The following is a 13,990-nucleotide window of genomic DNA, read 5'->3' on the forward strand; positions in this document are numbered from 1 at the left end:
AGCCGCCTCTTGTCGATCGGAGAATTCCGCCACACAGTTCGAGATTCTATTTTACGAACGACGCAATGTCGTCAAAAGCATCTTCAACTTGCCCGCCGAGAACGGGATCCTTCAACAGCTCACGCAATTTCGAAACTAGTTCATTCGACACTTCTCCGTGCAGGCGTGCAACATGCCCGACACAGGTGACCGCGAGTGCACGTATCTGAATATCCTTGCTCGAATTCAGGCATTCCAAAAGGAAGGCCTGTAACCAGACCACGTCCGACTCGTTGAGAGTCAGATCAAGCAAGGCTCTCGCACTTTCCAAGCCCCTTCCTGCGCGGACATCGGCAACTTTCAATTCCCGCCACTGCGACAAATCAGACCACCAATCACCTACGGGGGTCGATCAAGCCTCGCTTGATCGACTTACCCAAAGCCACAGCCGCTTTCGCCATCGCCGGATCCCTGCCGACATCCGTGCGAACGTGACCATGGAAGTACTCATTCGTCCCCCCACCACCACAGTCGCACGGAACATGACTGCCGTGCCTGTCGAGCGCTGCCTGGCCATTTGACGGCTCCGTACTGACCACACCATTTGAGCTTCCCTTGGAGGTCGAACCGTGCTTCGGATTCTGCTCGTAGATACGGAGACCGCAGTTGTGAACCAGCAGCGAAGTGCCGCTACCGCCGATGTAGAAAGCGTGAATCTCGTCGATCGTGAACAACGTAATTCGATCATCCACGAAAAGCGCAGGCGGACGGCTCAGATCTCGTAGCCGTCCAGCACGGTCGGCGCGACCGGGGACAGGTGCTCGTCACCGCGTTCGGTGACCAGGCCGCGGGCCATCCGGTATACCTTGAATTCGTTGTCGCACTCGGGATCCTGGTCGTCCCAGACGTGCAGGAGGCCGTAGGAGCCGGGGGCGAGGTCGCCGACGCGGGTGAACAGGTCCACCAGCTCGGGCGCGATCGCCGTGCCGTGCTTGTCCATCCCGCCCAGGTGCAGCACCGGCACCCCGGCGGCCCAGCGCAGGTCGAGCAGATCGGCGTCGCCGAAGTCGCGGACGGCGCGGTGCACCCGCTCGACGATCCGTTCGAGCAGCGCCGCGTCGTCATCACCGGAAGGGCTCGCTTGGATGGTCACCCACCCGTGGTATTCGAACACCCGCCTGAGTTTAGGCAGGTCCGCCCGCCGGACGGTGGTCAGCCCGCCATCGCGGCCGGTGTCCCGTTGCGCCGGAGCTCGTTCTTGAAGACCTGTTCACCGTGCTTCTCGAAGGCGGGCACCAGCTTCTCGCCGTAGACGCACAACGTCCGTTCCCACGGATGCCCGAGCGTGCCGAAGCGGAAGTCGTTCGCCAGGAAGAGGTGGTAGTCGGTGCGCGGGAACACCGGGACCGGCCACGGGTCGAGCGCGGCGTGCCGATGCGGGTAGAAGCGGTACGACTGGTGCTGCCAGTGCAGCACCCATACCCACTCGTCCTCGGCGACGCAGTCCTTCAGCGCCGAGAGGGCGACACGGGCGACGTCGTTCTGCTCGACGGCGTACGGGCCCAGCCGGAACTCGGCCGACGAACGGTCGAGTCCCCCTGGCGCGAGATCCCACGCGACGGACGGGGCGGGTTCACGGAAACCGGGCCAGGCGTGCGCGTAGGTGCTCGGCCAGAACGCGAGCTTGTCGTAGACCCAGTACCAGGCGGGCTCATCTGCGACCCTGGAGATGGCTTCCCAAGCGTTGTTCACGAGCGACCCTCGGTGGTTCGGCCGATTAAGACTGGGAAAGCTTCGTGTTCAGGGCCCAAGTTGTCCAGCTCGTGGGCATACTCCGCGAAACTGTCACCTGATCAGGTGTCTTGCGCCGCCGCCGGAACCGTGAGAATGACGGTGCGTGAACGGCGGACCCGCGGAAGGCGGGCCCGCCGTCGTTCGCTCACGCGGCCGCCTCCCAAAGGCTCATGAAGGCCGAAGCCTCACTCCGTACCCACGGCCGCACCTTGTCGCGATCGCGCGGCGACAGCGCGAACTCCTTCGAACGCCGGACGTCGACCACGAGCGGCTGCCCGCCAGGGCGCAGGTCGTCCATGGTCTGTTCGAGCAGCCACAGCACCATCTGCGCGGCGTCCCGGCTCAACGGCTCCTCCTTGAAGTAGAGCCAGGTGACGTAGACGGGGCCGTCGCCCTTGCGCAGGCCGAGATGCGGGTTGATGCCCACCTCGAGCGACCCGAGCCGCCATCGTGACCGGCCGACCTCGGCCAGCCGCAGGTCACGCCGCCCGACGTAACGCAGCCAGCCGTTGGCGATGTCGGTGTAGTGCGGCCGAGTGCGCTCGTCCGCGTTCTCGACCAGCGCCCGCAGTACCTCGCGATCCCGCCCGGAGATCCGCCCGGCACGGATCGCGTTCGCGGCGCGGAGGTAGAAGTTGAACCCGCCCCTGGCCGGGTCCTCGTACTGACGGCGCCAGCGCCGGACGAACGAGGAACGCGAAGGACCCGAGCTCGTGCTGTACCCCACGAACGTGGGCAGGGTGATGTAGGCCATCCGTGTCTGCCTTTCGCCGCTGTTCCTGCTGTACAACACCCATTTTAGAACACATGTACGACAGAAACCGGGGCTTTACGGGTGACGCGGGGAAGGAGGCCAAGGACCTTCGAGCAGCTCGGCCGATTCCTCGAGGATCGGCACCTCGCAGACGTCCCTCGGGGTGAGGTCGGTCGGGATCCAGTTCTCGAGCATCGCCGACCAGCGCGTGATGCCCCGCAGCGACGGCGGGGAGCCGAGCAGCTCGCCGACCTCACTGATCAGCGCGCCACCGGCCGCGGGCGAGAGGCGGCCGTCGACCATCGCGGTGAGCCAGCCGTGGATCAGCGACCAGCGGGCGGCCGTCGGATCGGCGGGCAGTTCGAGGCCAAGTTCGTCGACGACCTGGCCGAATGCCTTGTCGACGGCGGCTTCGGCGGAGGACTCCATCCCGGCGAGCAAGGCGAGGGACGGGGTGTCGAGTCCGGCGACGATCGCGTCCAGACCGGCCTCGACCAGGTGGGATGTGCGGACGTCACGGCCGGCGAGCCTGCCGATGGCCAGCTCGCGCAGCGCGCCGCGACACTCGTCGATTTCCGTCATCCGGCACTTCCCACATCAGCCACCGTACCGGCGAGACCGGCCATCCGCGCCTGACCAGCCGAAAGAGGGATGAAGGGGCCTTTCCCCTCATCTCTCGCGGCGAAGGGCGCTTTCGCCTCGTGCCATGCGGGGAAAGGCCCCTTCACGGCGCGCAAGATCAGTGCTGGACCAGGTCGTGAGTGGACGCAAGAATGGGGAAAGACCACATCAACCACCCATAAGGGTGCATGCAACACTGGCTGCCCACACCCGGCGGCAGGGGGCTAAATGAGCTGGCAAGACGAGCTTCGACAGCTGGACGTCGAGCTGGCCGCGGGTCGCGTCGGGCACGCCGAACACCGCCGTAAGCGTGACGAGCTCCTGGCAGAGGCCTCCGGCGGGACGATGCCGTCCCCGGTCCCCTCGCCGCTGCGACGTCCGGGCGGGGCATGGCACAGCACCAATCCCGCCGCGCGGCCGGTCGAGCCACCCGCCGCCACCGTCCAGCAGCACCAACCGTTCCAGCAGACCCAGCCGTATCAACAGGTCCAGCCGGTGTACACGCCCGTCGAGCAGCCGGAGAAGAAGGCGGGCATCCCGCGGATCGCGGACCACAAGACCACCGCGCCGTCGCCCGCCGACATCAATCCGACGGTCTACCTGCGTGCCACCCCGCCGCCGGCCAGGAACCAGCCGTCGACTCGCGAGCTGAACCGGCCGCTTCCGCCGCTGGCGCCCGAGCCCGGCCCGCGCCACAAGGCGCCGGCCGAGGACTACGCGGTGGTCGGCAAACGCAAGCCGACGTGGCTGTTCATCGGCGCCGGGGTGCTGGTGGTGCTGGCGTTGATAATCGGCGGAACGCTGTGGCTGGGCACTTCCCGGTCCTCGAACGTCGCCGAGCAGCCGCCGGCGCAGAGCGTGGCCCAGCCGCCGAACGGTCTCGCGCCGTCGGGTCAGCCCGACAGTGCCCAGACGCCGTTGGAGGATCGGCTCCCCGCGCTGCCGGGGACACCGTCGAAGGACAACTCGACGATGTCGGTCGCGAAGGGTGTCGAGCTCAGCCTCTACTCGAAGGCCGCGGGTGACTACCTCGCTTCGAAGAACGTCGCTTCCGTCACCTACAAGGGTTCGAACGAGGGTACGAACAGTTACCTCGTCCTGGTGATCCCGGCGAACGACGCGAAGGACGCGGCTTCGATCGTGAAGTACTTCCGGGAGAACTCGATCGACGCCGGACTGCGGGAGCAGCGCGTCGGCGATCGGCTCGCCCTCGTCGGCGCGAACCAGAACGGGCAGCTCAGCGGCATCGGTTACGTCTCCGGGACGATGGCCGTCACGACGTGGGTCTCGCAGCCGCTCGGCGGCGACCCGCAGGCGCTCGACACCCGTCTGGAGCAGACGCTGACCTCGTTGGACACCGTTCTCCCGGCGGGCTGAGAAACGCAGGTCGCGGGGAGATCACGATTCGACCCGCGGGGGCGCGGCCAGTCCGGGCAGTGCAGAATGTGCGAGGTCACCGCAGTGGTGGTATCGCGACGGCCGGGAGCGTTCCTCCCGGCGGGAATCGGATAAGGGGGCCGGTGGTGTCCTGGCAGGAAGAGCTGCGCAATCTGGACGAAGAGCTCGCATCTGGACGGCTCTCCGCCGATGATTACCGGCTCCGCCGTGACCAGGTGCTGTCCTCGGCGGTCGCGTACGGCGACCCCGCGCAGCAGCAGGTCCAGCAGCCCGGCCAACAGCCGCAGCAGCCGTTCCAGCAGCAGCCGCCCGCGCCGCCTCAGCAGCAGGCGCCGCAGCAGACCGGTCAGCCCAGCGCCGACTCGACGCAGATCATCGCGCCGGTGAACCAGCCGCAGCAGAACGGCGGCGAGGGCGAGCGCACCCAGGTCGTCCCGAACTGGCAGCAACAGCAGTCCGATCCGAACCGCACCCAGGTCGTGCCGCCGGTGGCATCACCGCCGGGCGGTTTCCCGCAGCAGGGCCAGCAGGCGTCCCCGGCAGGCGGCTTCCCCCAGCAGGGTCATGCCTCGCCCGCGGGCGGTTTCCCGCAGCAACAACAACAGCCGCAGCACGGCTACCAGCAGCCGCAGCAGCAGGGCTGGACCGACAACGACGCCAGCCCGCCGTGGGGTGGTTCGGACTTCCCGCCGATCTCGCCGGTCGGCAGCACGGAGTGGGTCAAGCAGGGCCCGGAGCTGTTCGAAGACAAGCCCAAGGGCAAGGGCGGCAAGATCGCGATCATCGCGATCGTCGCCGTCCTGGTTCTCGCTGGTCTGGGTGTCGGCGGCTACTTCGCCTTCTCCGGTGGCGGTGACACCCCGCCGGATCCGACGGCCGCGCCGCAGTCGTCCCAGCCGCAGCCCGCCCCGCCGTCGTCGACCAAGCCGAAGACGCCCGAAGAGCTGCTGTTCGAGAAGATCCCGGAGCAGTCCGGTGAAGAGGACCCGAAGAGCGGCGCGATCCCCGTGGCCCAGCTCGCCGAGCTCGCCGGCTTGGAGAAGGCCGAGGCGGATCTGGTGATCGCCGCCGGGGTCAAGCAGGTCGCGTACCGGGGCTCGCAGAAGCAGCCGGACGAGACCGGCCCGCAGCCGGCGAAGATCTCGGTCACGGTCATCCCGCTGACCAGCCCCGGTGCCGCCGGTGACCTGGTCAAGCAGTTGCGCCAGTACCAGACGACCAACGGGTTCGTGCAGATCACCGAGCCGCTGCCGGGGATGCCGCCGAAGCTGAACTTCCAGAAGAAGATCGACGGCGACAAGGGCTCCTACCGCGGCACCTGGATCAGCGGCAACAACATCGTCCGCGTCGACATCCTGCAGAACCCGCTCGGCGGGGAAGAGGGCGAGAAGGCGTTGAGCGGCACGTACCAGCGTGCGGTGAAGAAGACGCTGGAAAACTACGCCGTCACCAGCTGAGAAATGACCGCCGAGACGGCACGGCTGCTCACCACCCTGCTTTCCCTGGCCGAGGACACCGGTTCGCTGTCCGACGAGCTGCACTTCGCCGGCCGGGACGCCGCCGAGCGTGTTCCGCTCGACCACGGTGCCGCGAACGTCCTCCGGGCGCTCGTGGTGCCGAAGGCGGCGCAGGTGCTGGAGGTCGGTGCCGGTTTCGGTGGTCTGACGCGGTATCTGGGCGAGCTCTCGGAGACGGTGCACGCCGTCGAGGCCGACCCGGTCCGCGCCGCCGCGGTGCGGTTCCGCACCCGTGACCTCACCACCGTGACGGTGCACGACCGGCCGCCCGCCGACGGCTACGACCTCGTCGTCGTCCAGCAGCCGTATGCGACGCGAAGCCTCCTGGACTCGGTTCGCGAACGGCTGTCGCCGACGGGCGCCGTCGTGGTGCTGACGGCTTCGCGCGGTGTCGTCAAGACGCTGGCGGCGGCAGGCCTCGAAGTCCAGCGTGAGCTGCTCTGTTCCCCCGGTCACGAGGTCGCCCGCGCGGTGCGCGGCACGCAGATCGACACCGAACTGCCCCGGTTGTCCGCGGCGATCGCCGGCGGTCCCGCCAACGGGCTCGCCCTGCTCTGCGGTCCGGGCGCCGCCGCGCTTTGGCCCCCGTACCGGCTCGCGACCTACTTCAACACAGCCGAGCGCGCCGCTTTCGCCTGCACGCGCGCCGACGTCGTGCGAACCGGGGAGGGCGCCGAGGTCCGTCGTACGCCGCTGGTCCCGTCGTCGCCGGTGGCCGGTATTTCGGTCGGATCGTGCGCGGACAAGGTGTACGACGCCCCGACGATGGTCGAAGTCCTGCTCGACGAGCCGGGACGGGTCGCGGAGCTGCTCACCGGCTGGCGGGATCTCGTCCGCGCGGAGGCCGCGCGCGGGGTCGAGGCGTTGTGGGATCTGGTGCCGCACAACGTGCTTGTCGACGGCGAGACGCTGCGCCCGATCGACCTCGAGTGGCGCAACGAAGGCGCAGGCGTGCCCGAGGTGATCGAACGCGGAGTGCTCGTGCTGGCCGACAAACTCGCCGACGCGGGCTGGTCCGGGGCCGCGGAGGGCGGGTCGATGCGCGACCTGGCGGGCTGGCTCGGTGTGCTGATCGGACTCCATCCCTCCTTTGTGGACAGTGCGGTGGCGCGTGAGGTCACCTTCTCGACGATCGCCTCGTGCGGCATCGCGCACGGCACGGACGAGGTGCGGGTGGCGATCGCCGAAATCTGGCGAACGCGCCTGGCGAGAACCGTCCACGAGTACCGTTCACCCAAGGTCGGCGCCGGTGTGGCGGCGAACGAAGACGAGGTAGCGAAGCGATGACGAGCCTGCATACCGCCGGCATCCTGACCCCGGCCCGGCCGGTCGGGCACATGTTCGAGCTCCGGGGCTGGACGACCGGGATCAGCCGGATCGGCGAGATGTCCGTGACCATCGCGGACGTCGAGGCGAACCTGTTCCCCGAGCCGTGCCCGGGCGCGCCCGAAGGCACCTTCGGCTGGCGCGCTGTCCCGGGGTCCTGGGTCCCCGCGGGCACGCAGGACATCGTCGTCACCGGCCCGGACGAGCGCGTGCTGAACCAGGCGACCGTTCACGTCGGAACGTTGCCGGGCGAAGAACCGCTGTGGCTGGGCGAACTCGAAGCGCCGAAGCAGGGCAAGGTCAGCGAAGGACACGTCGTCTACGTGACGGGGTGGGCGTTGCTACAGGGCCGCGCGCCGAGCCTGATCGAGGTCATGGTCGAGGGCGGCGGCACGGTCAGCGCGCGCACCCGCCTGCCGCGCAAGGACGTTCCCGAGGAGTTCCCCGGATTCGACGACGCCGCGGTGAGCGGCTTCGAGGCCTGGGTGCCTGTCGACCTTCCGTACGGTGAAGAGCGGACGCTGTCGCTTCGCGTCCGGTACCGCACGGAAGGCGTCGGCGAGGTCGTGTCGGCGAAGCGCACTTTCACCCTTCGCAACCCCGTCGCGGACTTGGACGACGCCGAACTCGCCGACGAGCTGGCCGGGGACACCGCCCGCGCGATGGCGCGCGTGAACATCCCGACCGACCCGAAGCATGTGCTGGTGTTCACGCACAGCCTCGGCGTCGGCGGCGGGCAGCTGTGGCTGCAGGAACTGCTGAGCCGGATGGTGACCGATCACGGCTGGCAGGTCAGCCTGGTCAGTGAGACCGACGGCCCGCTGCGCGCGGACTGCCACGAACTCGGCATCCCCGTGCACGTCACGACGCACTATCGGAACCAGACGGTGCCCGCCTACGAAGGCCACGTCGCCGAGCTGGCGCGTTTCGCGAAGTGCTCCGGAGCGGGCGTCGCGCTCGTCAACACTCTCGGCGGCTTCGTCGGTGCGGACGCGGCGAAGCGCGCCGGGATGCCGACGGCATGGGTCATCCACGAAAGCTTCTCGCTGCCCGCGTTCGCCTACCAGAACTGGGGCCCGGTGAAGCCGCCCGCCGCCGTGTGGCGGCGCTGGGAAAGCACCCTCGCCGAGGTCGACAGGCTGCTGTTCGTCGCGGACGCGACGCGCGAGATGTTCCTCCCGTACAGCAAGCCGGAGCGGTGCCGGACGGTCCGCTACGGCACGCCGATGCACAAGTTCGGCGGCCGGACGCGGTCGGAAACGCGCCGCCAGGCGCGCAACATGCTCGGCTACTCCCCCGACGACATCGTGCTGGTCAACATCGGCATCGCGGAAGCCCGCAAGGGGCAGGCGCCGCTGATCTCGGCGATGGAGCGGATCCACAAGGTCCATCCCGAGGCGAAGCTGTCGATCGTCGGCCTGCACCCCTCGCCGTATGGGCTGGCGATGGAGGAGTCGGTCGAGCGCGCCGGGCTGGAGAAGTCGGTCAGCCTCGTGCCGATCCAGCCGGATCCGCTGCGCTGGCTGCAGGCCGCGGACATCTTCGTGAACAGCTCCGACATCGAGTCACTGCCGCGGTCGATCCTCGAAGCCGTCTGCTGTGGTGTCCCGGTCGCGGCGACCGACGTGTTCGGCGCGCGGGAGATGATCGTCGACGGCGAGACCGGCTGGCTGTTCGAGACCAACGACGTCGACGCGCTGACGGCGGCGCTGTTGCGCGCGCTCGGCACGTCGGCCACGCGCCGCCGCGAGATGGCGAAGGCCGCGCACGAGAAACTGCTGCCGTGGCTCGACCCGGCGGGCTACGCGCGCGAGTACTCCGAAATCCTGACCGAACTGAGTGGGGGCGTTCATGTCTGACACCGACATTCCCGGCCGTGTCCAGGCCGAGCTGACCCGGCTCCGTGCCGAGCGGCAGGTGTTCACCGCCGAGCAGGACCGGCTGAAGGCGAAGCTGGCCGACACCGAACACGAGTTGCGCGAGGCCATCGCCGCCTCGCCGGACGAAGGCGAGTCCGCCGAGGTGAACCAGAGGCTGGCCACACAGCAGGAAGAACTCGATGTCGCGAAGGCGCGTTCGCAGGCGCTGGAGGCCGAGGTCCTGCTCGCCCACCAGCAGCGTGACTCGCTGCGCGCGGAGCTGAAGACCTGCCGTGAGGAGCGGGACAAGCTGCGGCTCGCGCTGCTCGACGCCGAACTCGTGGTGTCGGCGGGCGTCGTCGACGCGGACGTCCTGCCCGGTGGCGAGCCGTCGGCCGACCGGCAGCGGCTGCTCAACGCCGAACGTCTCGCGGCCGAGATGGCCAGGGAACTCGACGCCACGCGCCGCACCGTCAGCTGGCGGGTCACCGCGCCGCTGCGGATCGTGCGGAAGAAGATGGACCGGTCGTGACCGAACTCTGCTTCGTCTCCGCCGAGGGCGGTTCCGCCTTCATGGAAGAACTGCTGGAGGTGGTCGCCGACGCCGTGCGCACCGCGGGCGGCACGGCCACGACCGCGATCGGCAGGTACCCCGATGCCGGGAACGACACGGTGTACGTCGTCGTCCCCCACGAATATTTCGTGACCGTGCCGGACGCCGACTTCCCCACCGCCGCGCAGTGCCGCCGCACCATCGGATTCTGCGTGGAGCACCCCGGCACGGCGACCTTCGAGCGCAACGCCGAACTGCTGTCGATCCTGGGCGGCGCCGTCGACATCAACACCGACTCGACCGCCGAGCTGCGGCGTCGCGGGATCGCCGTCGAGCATTTCCAGCTCGGCTACAGCCCGCTGTGGGATCTGTGGGGCGGAGACCTCGACAGCCCGCGCGACCTCGACGTCACCTACCTCGGCACGGCCGAGCGGCGGCGTTCGGTGCTGCTCGGCTCGTACGCGCGGGACCTCGCCGGGCTTCGGACGCGGCTGCTGACCCCGCCGCACGAGCCGATGACCGCCGCCCGCGTCGACTTCCTGCCGGGCAAGGCGAAGTTCGAGCACCTCGCGCGGTCGCGGTTCCTGCTGAACCTGCACCGCGAGCAGAAGCAGACCCTGGAATGGGTGCGCACGCTCGAAGCCATGACCAACGGCTGCGTGGTGGTCAGCGAGACCTCGGCCGACGTCGAACCGCTGGTCCCCGGCGAGCATCTGGTCCTCGCGCGGCCGGAGGCGCTGGGCTCGGTCGCCGCCGCGCTCGCCGACGAGCCCGAACGGGAACGGCACCTGCGTTCGGCCGCCTACGGTTTCGTGAAGTCGCTGGACATGACGGCGTCCGCGCGGCGGCTGATCGACCTGGCGGCTTCGCTGGGTTCGGCGACGGCCGCGGACATCGCGCCGGCGCGTGCGCTGGCGACGAGCCTGCGGAATCCGGAGGACGCCCTGGCCGTCGACACCCCGTCTTTCGACGCGCGGTTCGCGGGCGACCGGTCCGCCGCCGGACCGGCTTCGGCACGCGGGACGGCGTTGTCGGCGCGGATCGCGCAGCGCGCGGCAGGTGCGCGACGGGTCGCCACGCGACGCTGGGAGCCCGCGGCGGCTTCGCCGGCGGGCACCGCCGACGTCGACGTGCTGATCGTGCGCCGGACCGGTGAAGTCGATCCGGACGAACTCGCGAACGACCTGCTGACCGGCAGTGTGGTGCCGCGGAAGGTGCTCGTCGGCGAGGACGGCGTGCACCCGTGGCCGCGTCCGCGCCCGTACGACGTCCTGCTGCACGACACCCCGCTCGGCCGCGGACTCACGCGGAACTCGCTGCTGGAGCGTTCGACGGCGTCGTGGCTGCTGGTTCTCGACGGCGGGATGCGTGCTTCGGAGTTCCTGCTGGAGCGCCTGCTGGCCGCTTCGGAAGGGGCGGACGTCGTGCACTGCCCGGTCGCGGACCCGGTCGACGGCCTGGTCGGCGCGCTGCCGCCGGAGGAACGGCGCCTGCGGACGCTGCCGTATCTGGGCAGCGGCTACCTGGTGCGGCGCTCGCTGATCGACGAATTCGGCGGATGGAACACCGAAGTGCTGTTCGAGGGCCTGGAGGATCACCTGTTCTGGCGGCGGGTGGCCGCGGCGGCCCGGCCGACGACGCTGGTGCAGCAGGTGCTGCTGCGGCGGCTGCGGCCGGATCCGGACTCGCGGCCGATGGACCTCGACCCGCATCGGGTGTGGGCCGCGGTCGGCAGCGCTCTGTAGCTCCCGCGCTCGCAATGAAAGGTCCTTTCATTGCAAATTTTGCAATGAAAGGACCTTTCATTGCACTTGTGGTGGGCGTGGCATTAGTCCGAAAGTGTGAGTTAGGCCGTGTCGGTGAACGTCCTCCCCCGGTGATGCGCCTTATGAGCAGAGCATCGGAGCGTTCGGATGCCGGACGAGGAGGAGCCGCCATGGCCTGGGAAATCGCCCTGGTCGCCGCGCTGGCCGTCGTATTCGTCATACGGCTCGCGCTTCAGCTGAAGCGCGGCTGACCTCGTCCGCTCACCCCATCGCCACCCGCCTGCCCAGCCGCATCTGCGGGATCCGCTGCGGCCGGGCAGGAAGCGGGAAAAGCGGCGGGCCGTCCTCTCGCAGGCGCTTTTTCACGTGGATCGTCTTGTATCCCGTGGTCAGATAGCCCTCTTTCTTCAGTTTCGTTATTTCGGCGTTCACCGACGCGGGGGAAGCGCCGATCGCGGACGCGATGTCGGCGTGATTCAGTCCCACATCGATGACGATCCCCTCCGCGTGCGGAATTCCGTAAAGCGCCTGCAACCGGGCCAGGAACGCGGTCAGCCTGCTCCGCACCTTGGCCGTCGCGAAACCCAGCGCGGTGTCCCGCCGCCGCAGCCGGCGGGCCGAGTCGGCGGCGATCCACGCCATCGCCTGCTTGTCTTCGCCGAGAAAGCCGTGGAAGGCGTCCTGTGGGATCTCCAGCACGCGAACCGGCTTCGTGGCCACGAACGAAAGGTGACTCGAGCGGCGAGCCAGGCAGGCTTCGACGCCGAGGACCTCACCCGCGCTGAGCAGGTCCACGATCATCGGCACCGTGTCACCCTGGGCCGTCCGCGACGCTTTCACGAAACCGGAGCGCAGGATCAGCACTGGTGGCGACGGCTCTCCCTGGTTGATCAGGGTGGCGCCTGCCGGGTGGTCGACGTGTCTGCCGAGTTCGAGCAGCCGCTGTCGTTGGCGTTCGGTGGCCGCCGCCAGGAAGTCCGCGCCCATCAGCCGATCACCGCCGCGAACGCGTAGAGGATCGCCGGGAGCCCGGCTACGAGAGCCGCGACCGACCCGATGACCTTCGCCGGCTGAGCGACCTTTCCGGCGAGCAAGAGCCGGGTGAGGATCGCGGCGAAAACGATGTAGGCGAGAACGACGACGCCCGCGGTGATCACCAGAAGGGGATCAGGAGTATTTGCCGTCAATGGTGACTCCCAGTGAGAAGTGAAAGCGATCAAGCCCCTGCCCGGCCGGGTGAGAATCACGTCCTGTAGGTGACGTGCCCTGCGGCCGTTCTTCCGAAGAGTACTGCTCAGCGGCATTGCGAGGAAGCAACCCGATGCTCACGGCACTCGTACAGGGTGCCCCTATTCGGCCATTTCACGACGGAAAGTGACAATTGCTTCGACGCTCACCGAAGAAGAAAGTCACGGACCGTGTCCGAAAAGGCCGCCAGTTTTCGCGGATCACCGGTGAGAACACCGGGAAATCCGGATTGGCCGTACGGGCATATCGGTTGGACGCCCCGCACGGAAATCGGCCGCCACTTCGCCGAACCCGACATTTCCCCTGGTCGAAGCGAAGGTCTAGCGACCGTGACGATGCACGTGCAGATGCACGACCCTGCCGGAGCTGCCCGCAGCGGGGTTGGATCGAGGGCGTTTTAACGGAGGGTCAGCAATCCAGCGCGCTCGATCACGACCCGTGACCTGTGACGAACTTCGGCAATCTCAGCTTTTTGGGGGAATCTCACTCAGCCCCGGCGAGGGCTGACCAGACCGGATTCATAGGCGAGCACCACCAGCTGCGCTCGGTCGCGGGCGCCGATCTTGGTCATGATGCGGCTGACGTGCGTCCGCGCGGTGGCCGTCGAAATCACCAGATGCGCGGCGATCTCGTCGTTCGACATGCCACCGGCGACCAGGCCGAGCACCTCGCGTTCGCGGTCGGTGACCTCGCGGACGGCGCTCACGTCGATGCGGCGGTTCTCCGGCCGGTCGACGAACTCCGCGATCAGCCGCCGGGTCACGGTCGGCGCGAGCAGCGCCTCGCCCGCGGCGACCACCTTCAGCGCCCGCAGCAACTCCACCGGATCGGTGTCCTTCAACAGGAACCCGCTCGCGCCGGCACGCAACGCCTCGTAGACGTACTCGTCGACGTCGAAAGTGGTGAGCACCAGGACCTTCACCCCGGCCAGCTCCGGATGCGCGGTGATCCGCCGCGTCGCTTCGAGGCCGTCGACGCCGGGCATCCGGACGTCCATCACGACGATGTCCGGCCGGTGTTCGACGGCGGCCGCGACGGCCTGCTCACCGTCGCCCGCCTCGGCACAGACCTCGAATCCGTCTTCGGTCTCCAGCAACACCCGGAAACCGGCGCGCACCAGCACCTGGTCGTCGGCGAGGACCACCCGGATCGTCATCGTTCCCCCACTGTTCTCA

General features: G+C 68.5%; 15 protein-coding genes. 7 read left to right on the forward strand and 8 right to left on the reverse strand.

Going from position 1 to position 13,990, the window contains the following annotated elements; translation table 11 throughout:
• Positions 1 to 46 precede the first annotated feature (46 nt).
• The 5 genes from ACLJO0_RS00520 to ACLJO0_RS00540 form a co-directional block, all read right to left on the reverse strand.
• Positions 47 to 262, reverse strand: a complete 216-nt coding sequence (locus ACLJO0_RS00520) for a hypothetical protein (RefSeq protein ID WP_410576098.1) — start codon at positions 260 to 262, stop codon at positions 47 to 49.
• A 489-nt stretch (positions 263 to 751) separates the two neighbouring features.
• The gene (locus ACLJO0_RS00525) at positions 752 to 1,153 is read right to left on the reverse strand and encodes an immunity 7 family protein (RefSeq protein ID WP_410576099.1); all 402 of its coding nucleotides are present in this window, start codon (positions 1,151 to 1,153) and stop codon (positions 752 to 754) included.
• A gap of 38 nt (positions 1,154 to 1,191) precedes the next feature.
• A complete protein-coding gene (locus ACLJO0_RS00530) occupies positions 1,192 to 1,731 on the reverse strand; it encodes a DUF2716 domain-containing protein (protein WP_410576100.1) in 540 nt (179 codons plus the stop codon).
• Between the two features lie 187 nt (positions 1,732 to 1,918).
• Positions 1,919 to 2,527, reverse strand: coding sequence for a hypothetical protein (locus ACLJO0_RS00535; RefSeq protein ID WP_410576101.1), 609 nt, complete (start codon positions 2,525 to 2,527; stop codon positions 1,919 to 1,921).
• 75 nt (positions 2,528 to 2,602) lie between these two features.
• A complete protein-coding gene (locus ACLJO0_RS00540) occupies positions 2,603 to 3,109 on the reverse strand; it encodes a hypothetical protein (protein ID WP_410576102.1) in 507 nt (168 codons plus the stop codon).
• 267 nt (positions 3,110 to 3,376) lie between these two features.
• Between ACLJO0_RS00540 and ACLJO0_RS00545 the strand changes: the two genes are divergently transcribed.
• The 7 genes from ACLJO0_RS00545 to ACLJO0_RS00575 all read left to right on the forward strand — a co-directional run bounded on the left by ACLJO0_RS00545 (position 3,377) and on the right by ACLJO0_RS00575 (position 11,818).
• Positions 3,377 to 4,525, forward strand: coding sequence for a hypothetical protein (locus tag ACLJO0_RS00545; RefSeq protein ID WP_410576103.1), 1,149 nt, complete (start codon positions 3,377 to 3,379; stop codon positions 4,523 to 4,525).
• 143 nt (positions 4,526 to 4,668) lie between these two features.
• Positions 4,669 to 6,003: a flagellar basal body-associated protein FliL gene (gene fliL / locus ACLJO0_RS00550; protein ID WP_410576104.1), complete on the forward strand. Its 1,335-nt coding sequence runs from the start codon at positions 4,669 to 4,671 to the stop codon at positions 6,001 to 6,003.
• A gap of 3 nt (positions 6,004 to 6,006) precedes the next feature.
• Entirely contained in the window at positions 6,007 to 7,350 is a 1,344-nt protein-coding gene (locus ACLJO0_RS00555; protein WP_410576105.1) for a methyltransferase, read from the forward strand.
• Positions 7,347 to 9,248, forward strand: a complete 1,902-nt coding sequence (locus ACLJO0_RS00560; RefSeq protein WP_410576106.1) for a glycosyltransferase family 4 protein — start codon at positions 7,347 to 7,349, stop codon at positions 9,246 to 9,248. Before ACLJO0_RS00555 ends, ACLJO0_RS00560 begins: the two co-directional genes overlap by 4 nt.
• Entirely contained in the window at positions 9,241 to 9,780 is a 540-nt protein-coding gene (locus tag ACLJO0_RS00565) for a hypothetical protein (protein ID WP_410576107.1), read from the forward strand. The genes ACLJO0_RS00560 and ACLJO0_RS00565 overlap by 8 nt, the downstream gene beginning before the upstream one ends.
• Positions 9,777 to 11,546 carry a glycosyltransferase gene (locus ACLJO0_RS00570; RefSeq protein WP_410576108.1) on the forward strand — a complete coding sequence of 590 codons (1,770 nt, stop codon included), beginning with the start codon at positions 9,777 to 9,779 and terminating at the stop codon, positions 11,544 to 11,546. Before ACLJO0_RS00565 ends, ACLJO0_RS00570 begins: the two co-directional genes overlap by 4 nt.
• Before the next feature lie 143 nt (positions 11,547 to 11,689).
• Positions 11,690 to 11,818, forward strand: coding sequence for a hypothetical protein (locus ACLJO0_RS00575; RefSeq protein ID WP_410576109.1), 129 nt, complete (start codon positions 11,690 to 11,692; stop codon positions 11,816 to 11,818).
• Between the two features lie 10 nt (positions 11,819 to 11,828).
• Here the strand turns inward: ACLJO0_RS00575 and ACLJO0_RS00580 are convergent, their stop codons facing one another.
• From ACLJO0_RS00580 to ACLJO0_RS00590, 3 genes are all read right to left on the reverse strand, one after another.
• Positions 11,829 to 12,554 carry a Crp/Fnr family transcriptional regulator gene (locus tag ACLJO0_RS00580; protein WP_410576110.1) on the reverse strand — a complete coding sequence of 242 codons (726 nt, stop codon included), beginning with the start codon at positions 12,552 to 12,554 and terminating at the stop codon, positions 11,829 to 11,831.
• On the reverse strand, positions 12,554 to 12,724 hold the full coding sequence (locus ACLJO0_RS00585) for a hypothetical protein (protein ID WP_158632582.1): 171 nt from the start codon (positions 12,722 to 12,724) through the stop codon (positions 12,554 to 12,556). Before ACLJO0_RS00585 ends, ACLJO0_RS00580 begins: the two co-directional genes overlap by 1 nt.
• A 578-nt stretch (positions 12,725 to 13,302) precedes the next feature.
• Complete coding sequence (locus ACLJO0_RS00590) at positions 13,303 to 13,971, reverse strand: response regulator (RefSeq protein ID WP_410576111.1); 669 nt, start codon at positions 13,969 to 13,971, stop codon at positions 13,303 to 13,305.
• Positions 13,972 to 13,990: the final 19 nt, after the last annotated feature.

The organism is Amycolatopsis sp. lyj-108 (genome assembly GCF_046549005.1).
Classification (GTDB): Bacteria; Actinomycetota; Actinomycetes; order Mycobacteriales; family Pseudonocardiaceae; genus Amycolatopsis.

Excerpts from the sequence above, each read along its gene's own strand:
- ACLJO0_RS00535 (WP_410576101.1), bottom strand. The coding sequence starts at position 2,527 with ATGGCCTACATCACCCTGCCCACGTTCGTGGGGTACAGCACGAGCTCG.
- ACLJO0_RS00540 (WP_410576102.1), bottom strand. The coding sequence starts at position 3,109 with ATGACGGAAATCGACGAGTGTCGCGGCGCGCTGCGCGAGCTGGCCATC.
- ACLJO0_RS00545 (WP_410576103.1), top strand. The coding sequence starts at position 3,377 with ATGAGCTGGCAAGACGAGCTTCGACAGCTGGACGTCGAGCTGGCCGCG.
- ACLJO0_RS00555 (WP_410576105.1), top strand. The coding sequence starts at position 6,007 with ATGACCGCCGAGACGGCACGGCTGCTCACCACCCTGCTTTCCCTGGCC.
- ACLJO0_RS00560 (WP_410576106.1), top strand. The coding sequence starts at position 7,347 with ATGACGAGCCTGCATACCGCCGGCATCCTGACCCCGGCCCGGCCGGTC.
- ACLJO0_RS00565 (WP_410576107.1), top strand. The coding sequence starts at position 9,241 with ATGTCTGACACCGACATTCCCGGCCGTGTCCAGGCCGAGCTGACCCGG.
- ACLJO0_RS00575 (WP_410576109.1), top strand. The coding sequence starts at position 11,690 with ATGAGCAGAGCATCGGAGCGTTCGGATGCCGGACGAGGAGGAGCCGCC.
- ACLJO0_RS00580 (WP_410576110.1), bottom strand. The coding sequence starts at position 12,554 with ATGGGCGCGGACTTCCTGGCGGCGGCCACCGAACGCCAACGACAGCGG.
- ACLJO0_RS00590 (WP_410576111.1), bottom strand. The coding sequence starts at position 13,971 with ATGACGATCCGGGTGGTCCTCGCCGACGACCAGGTGCTGGTGCGCGCC.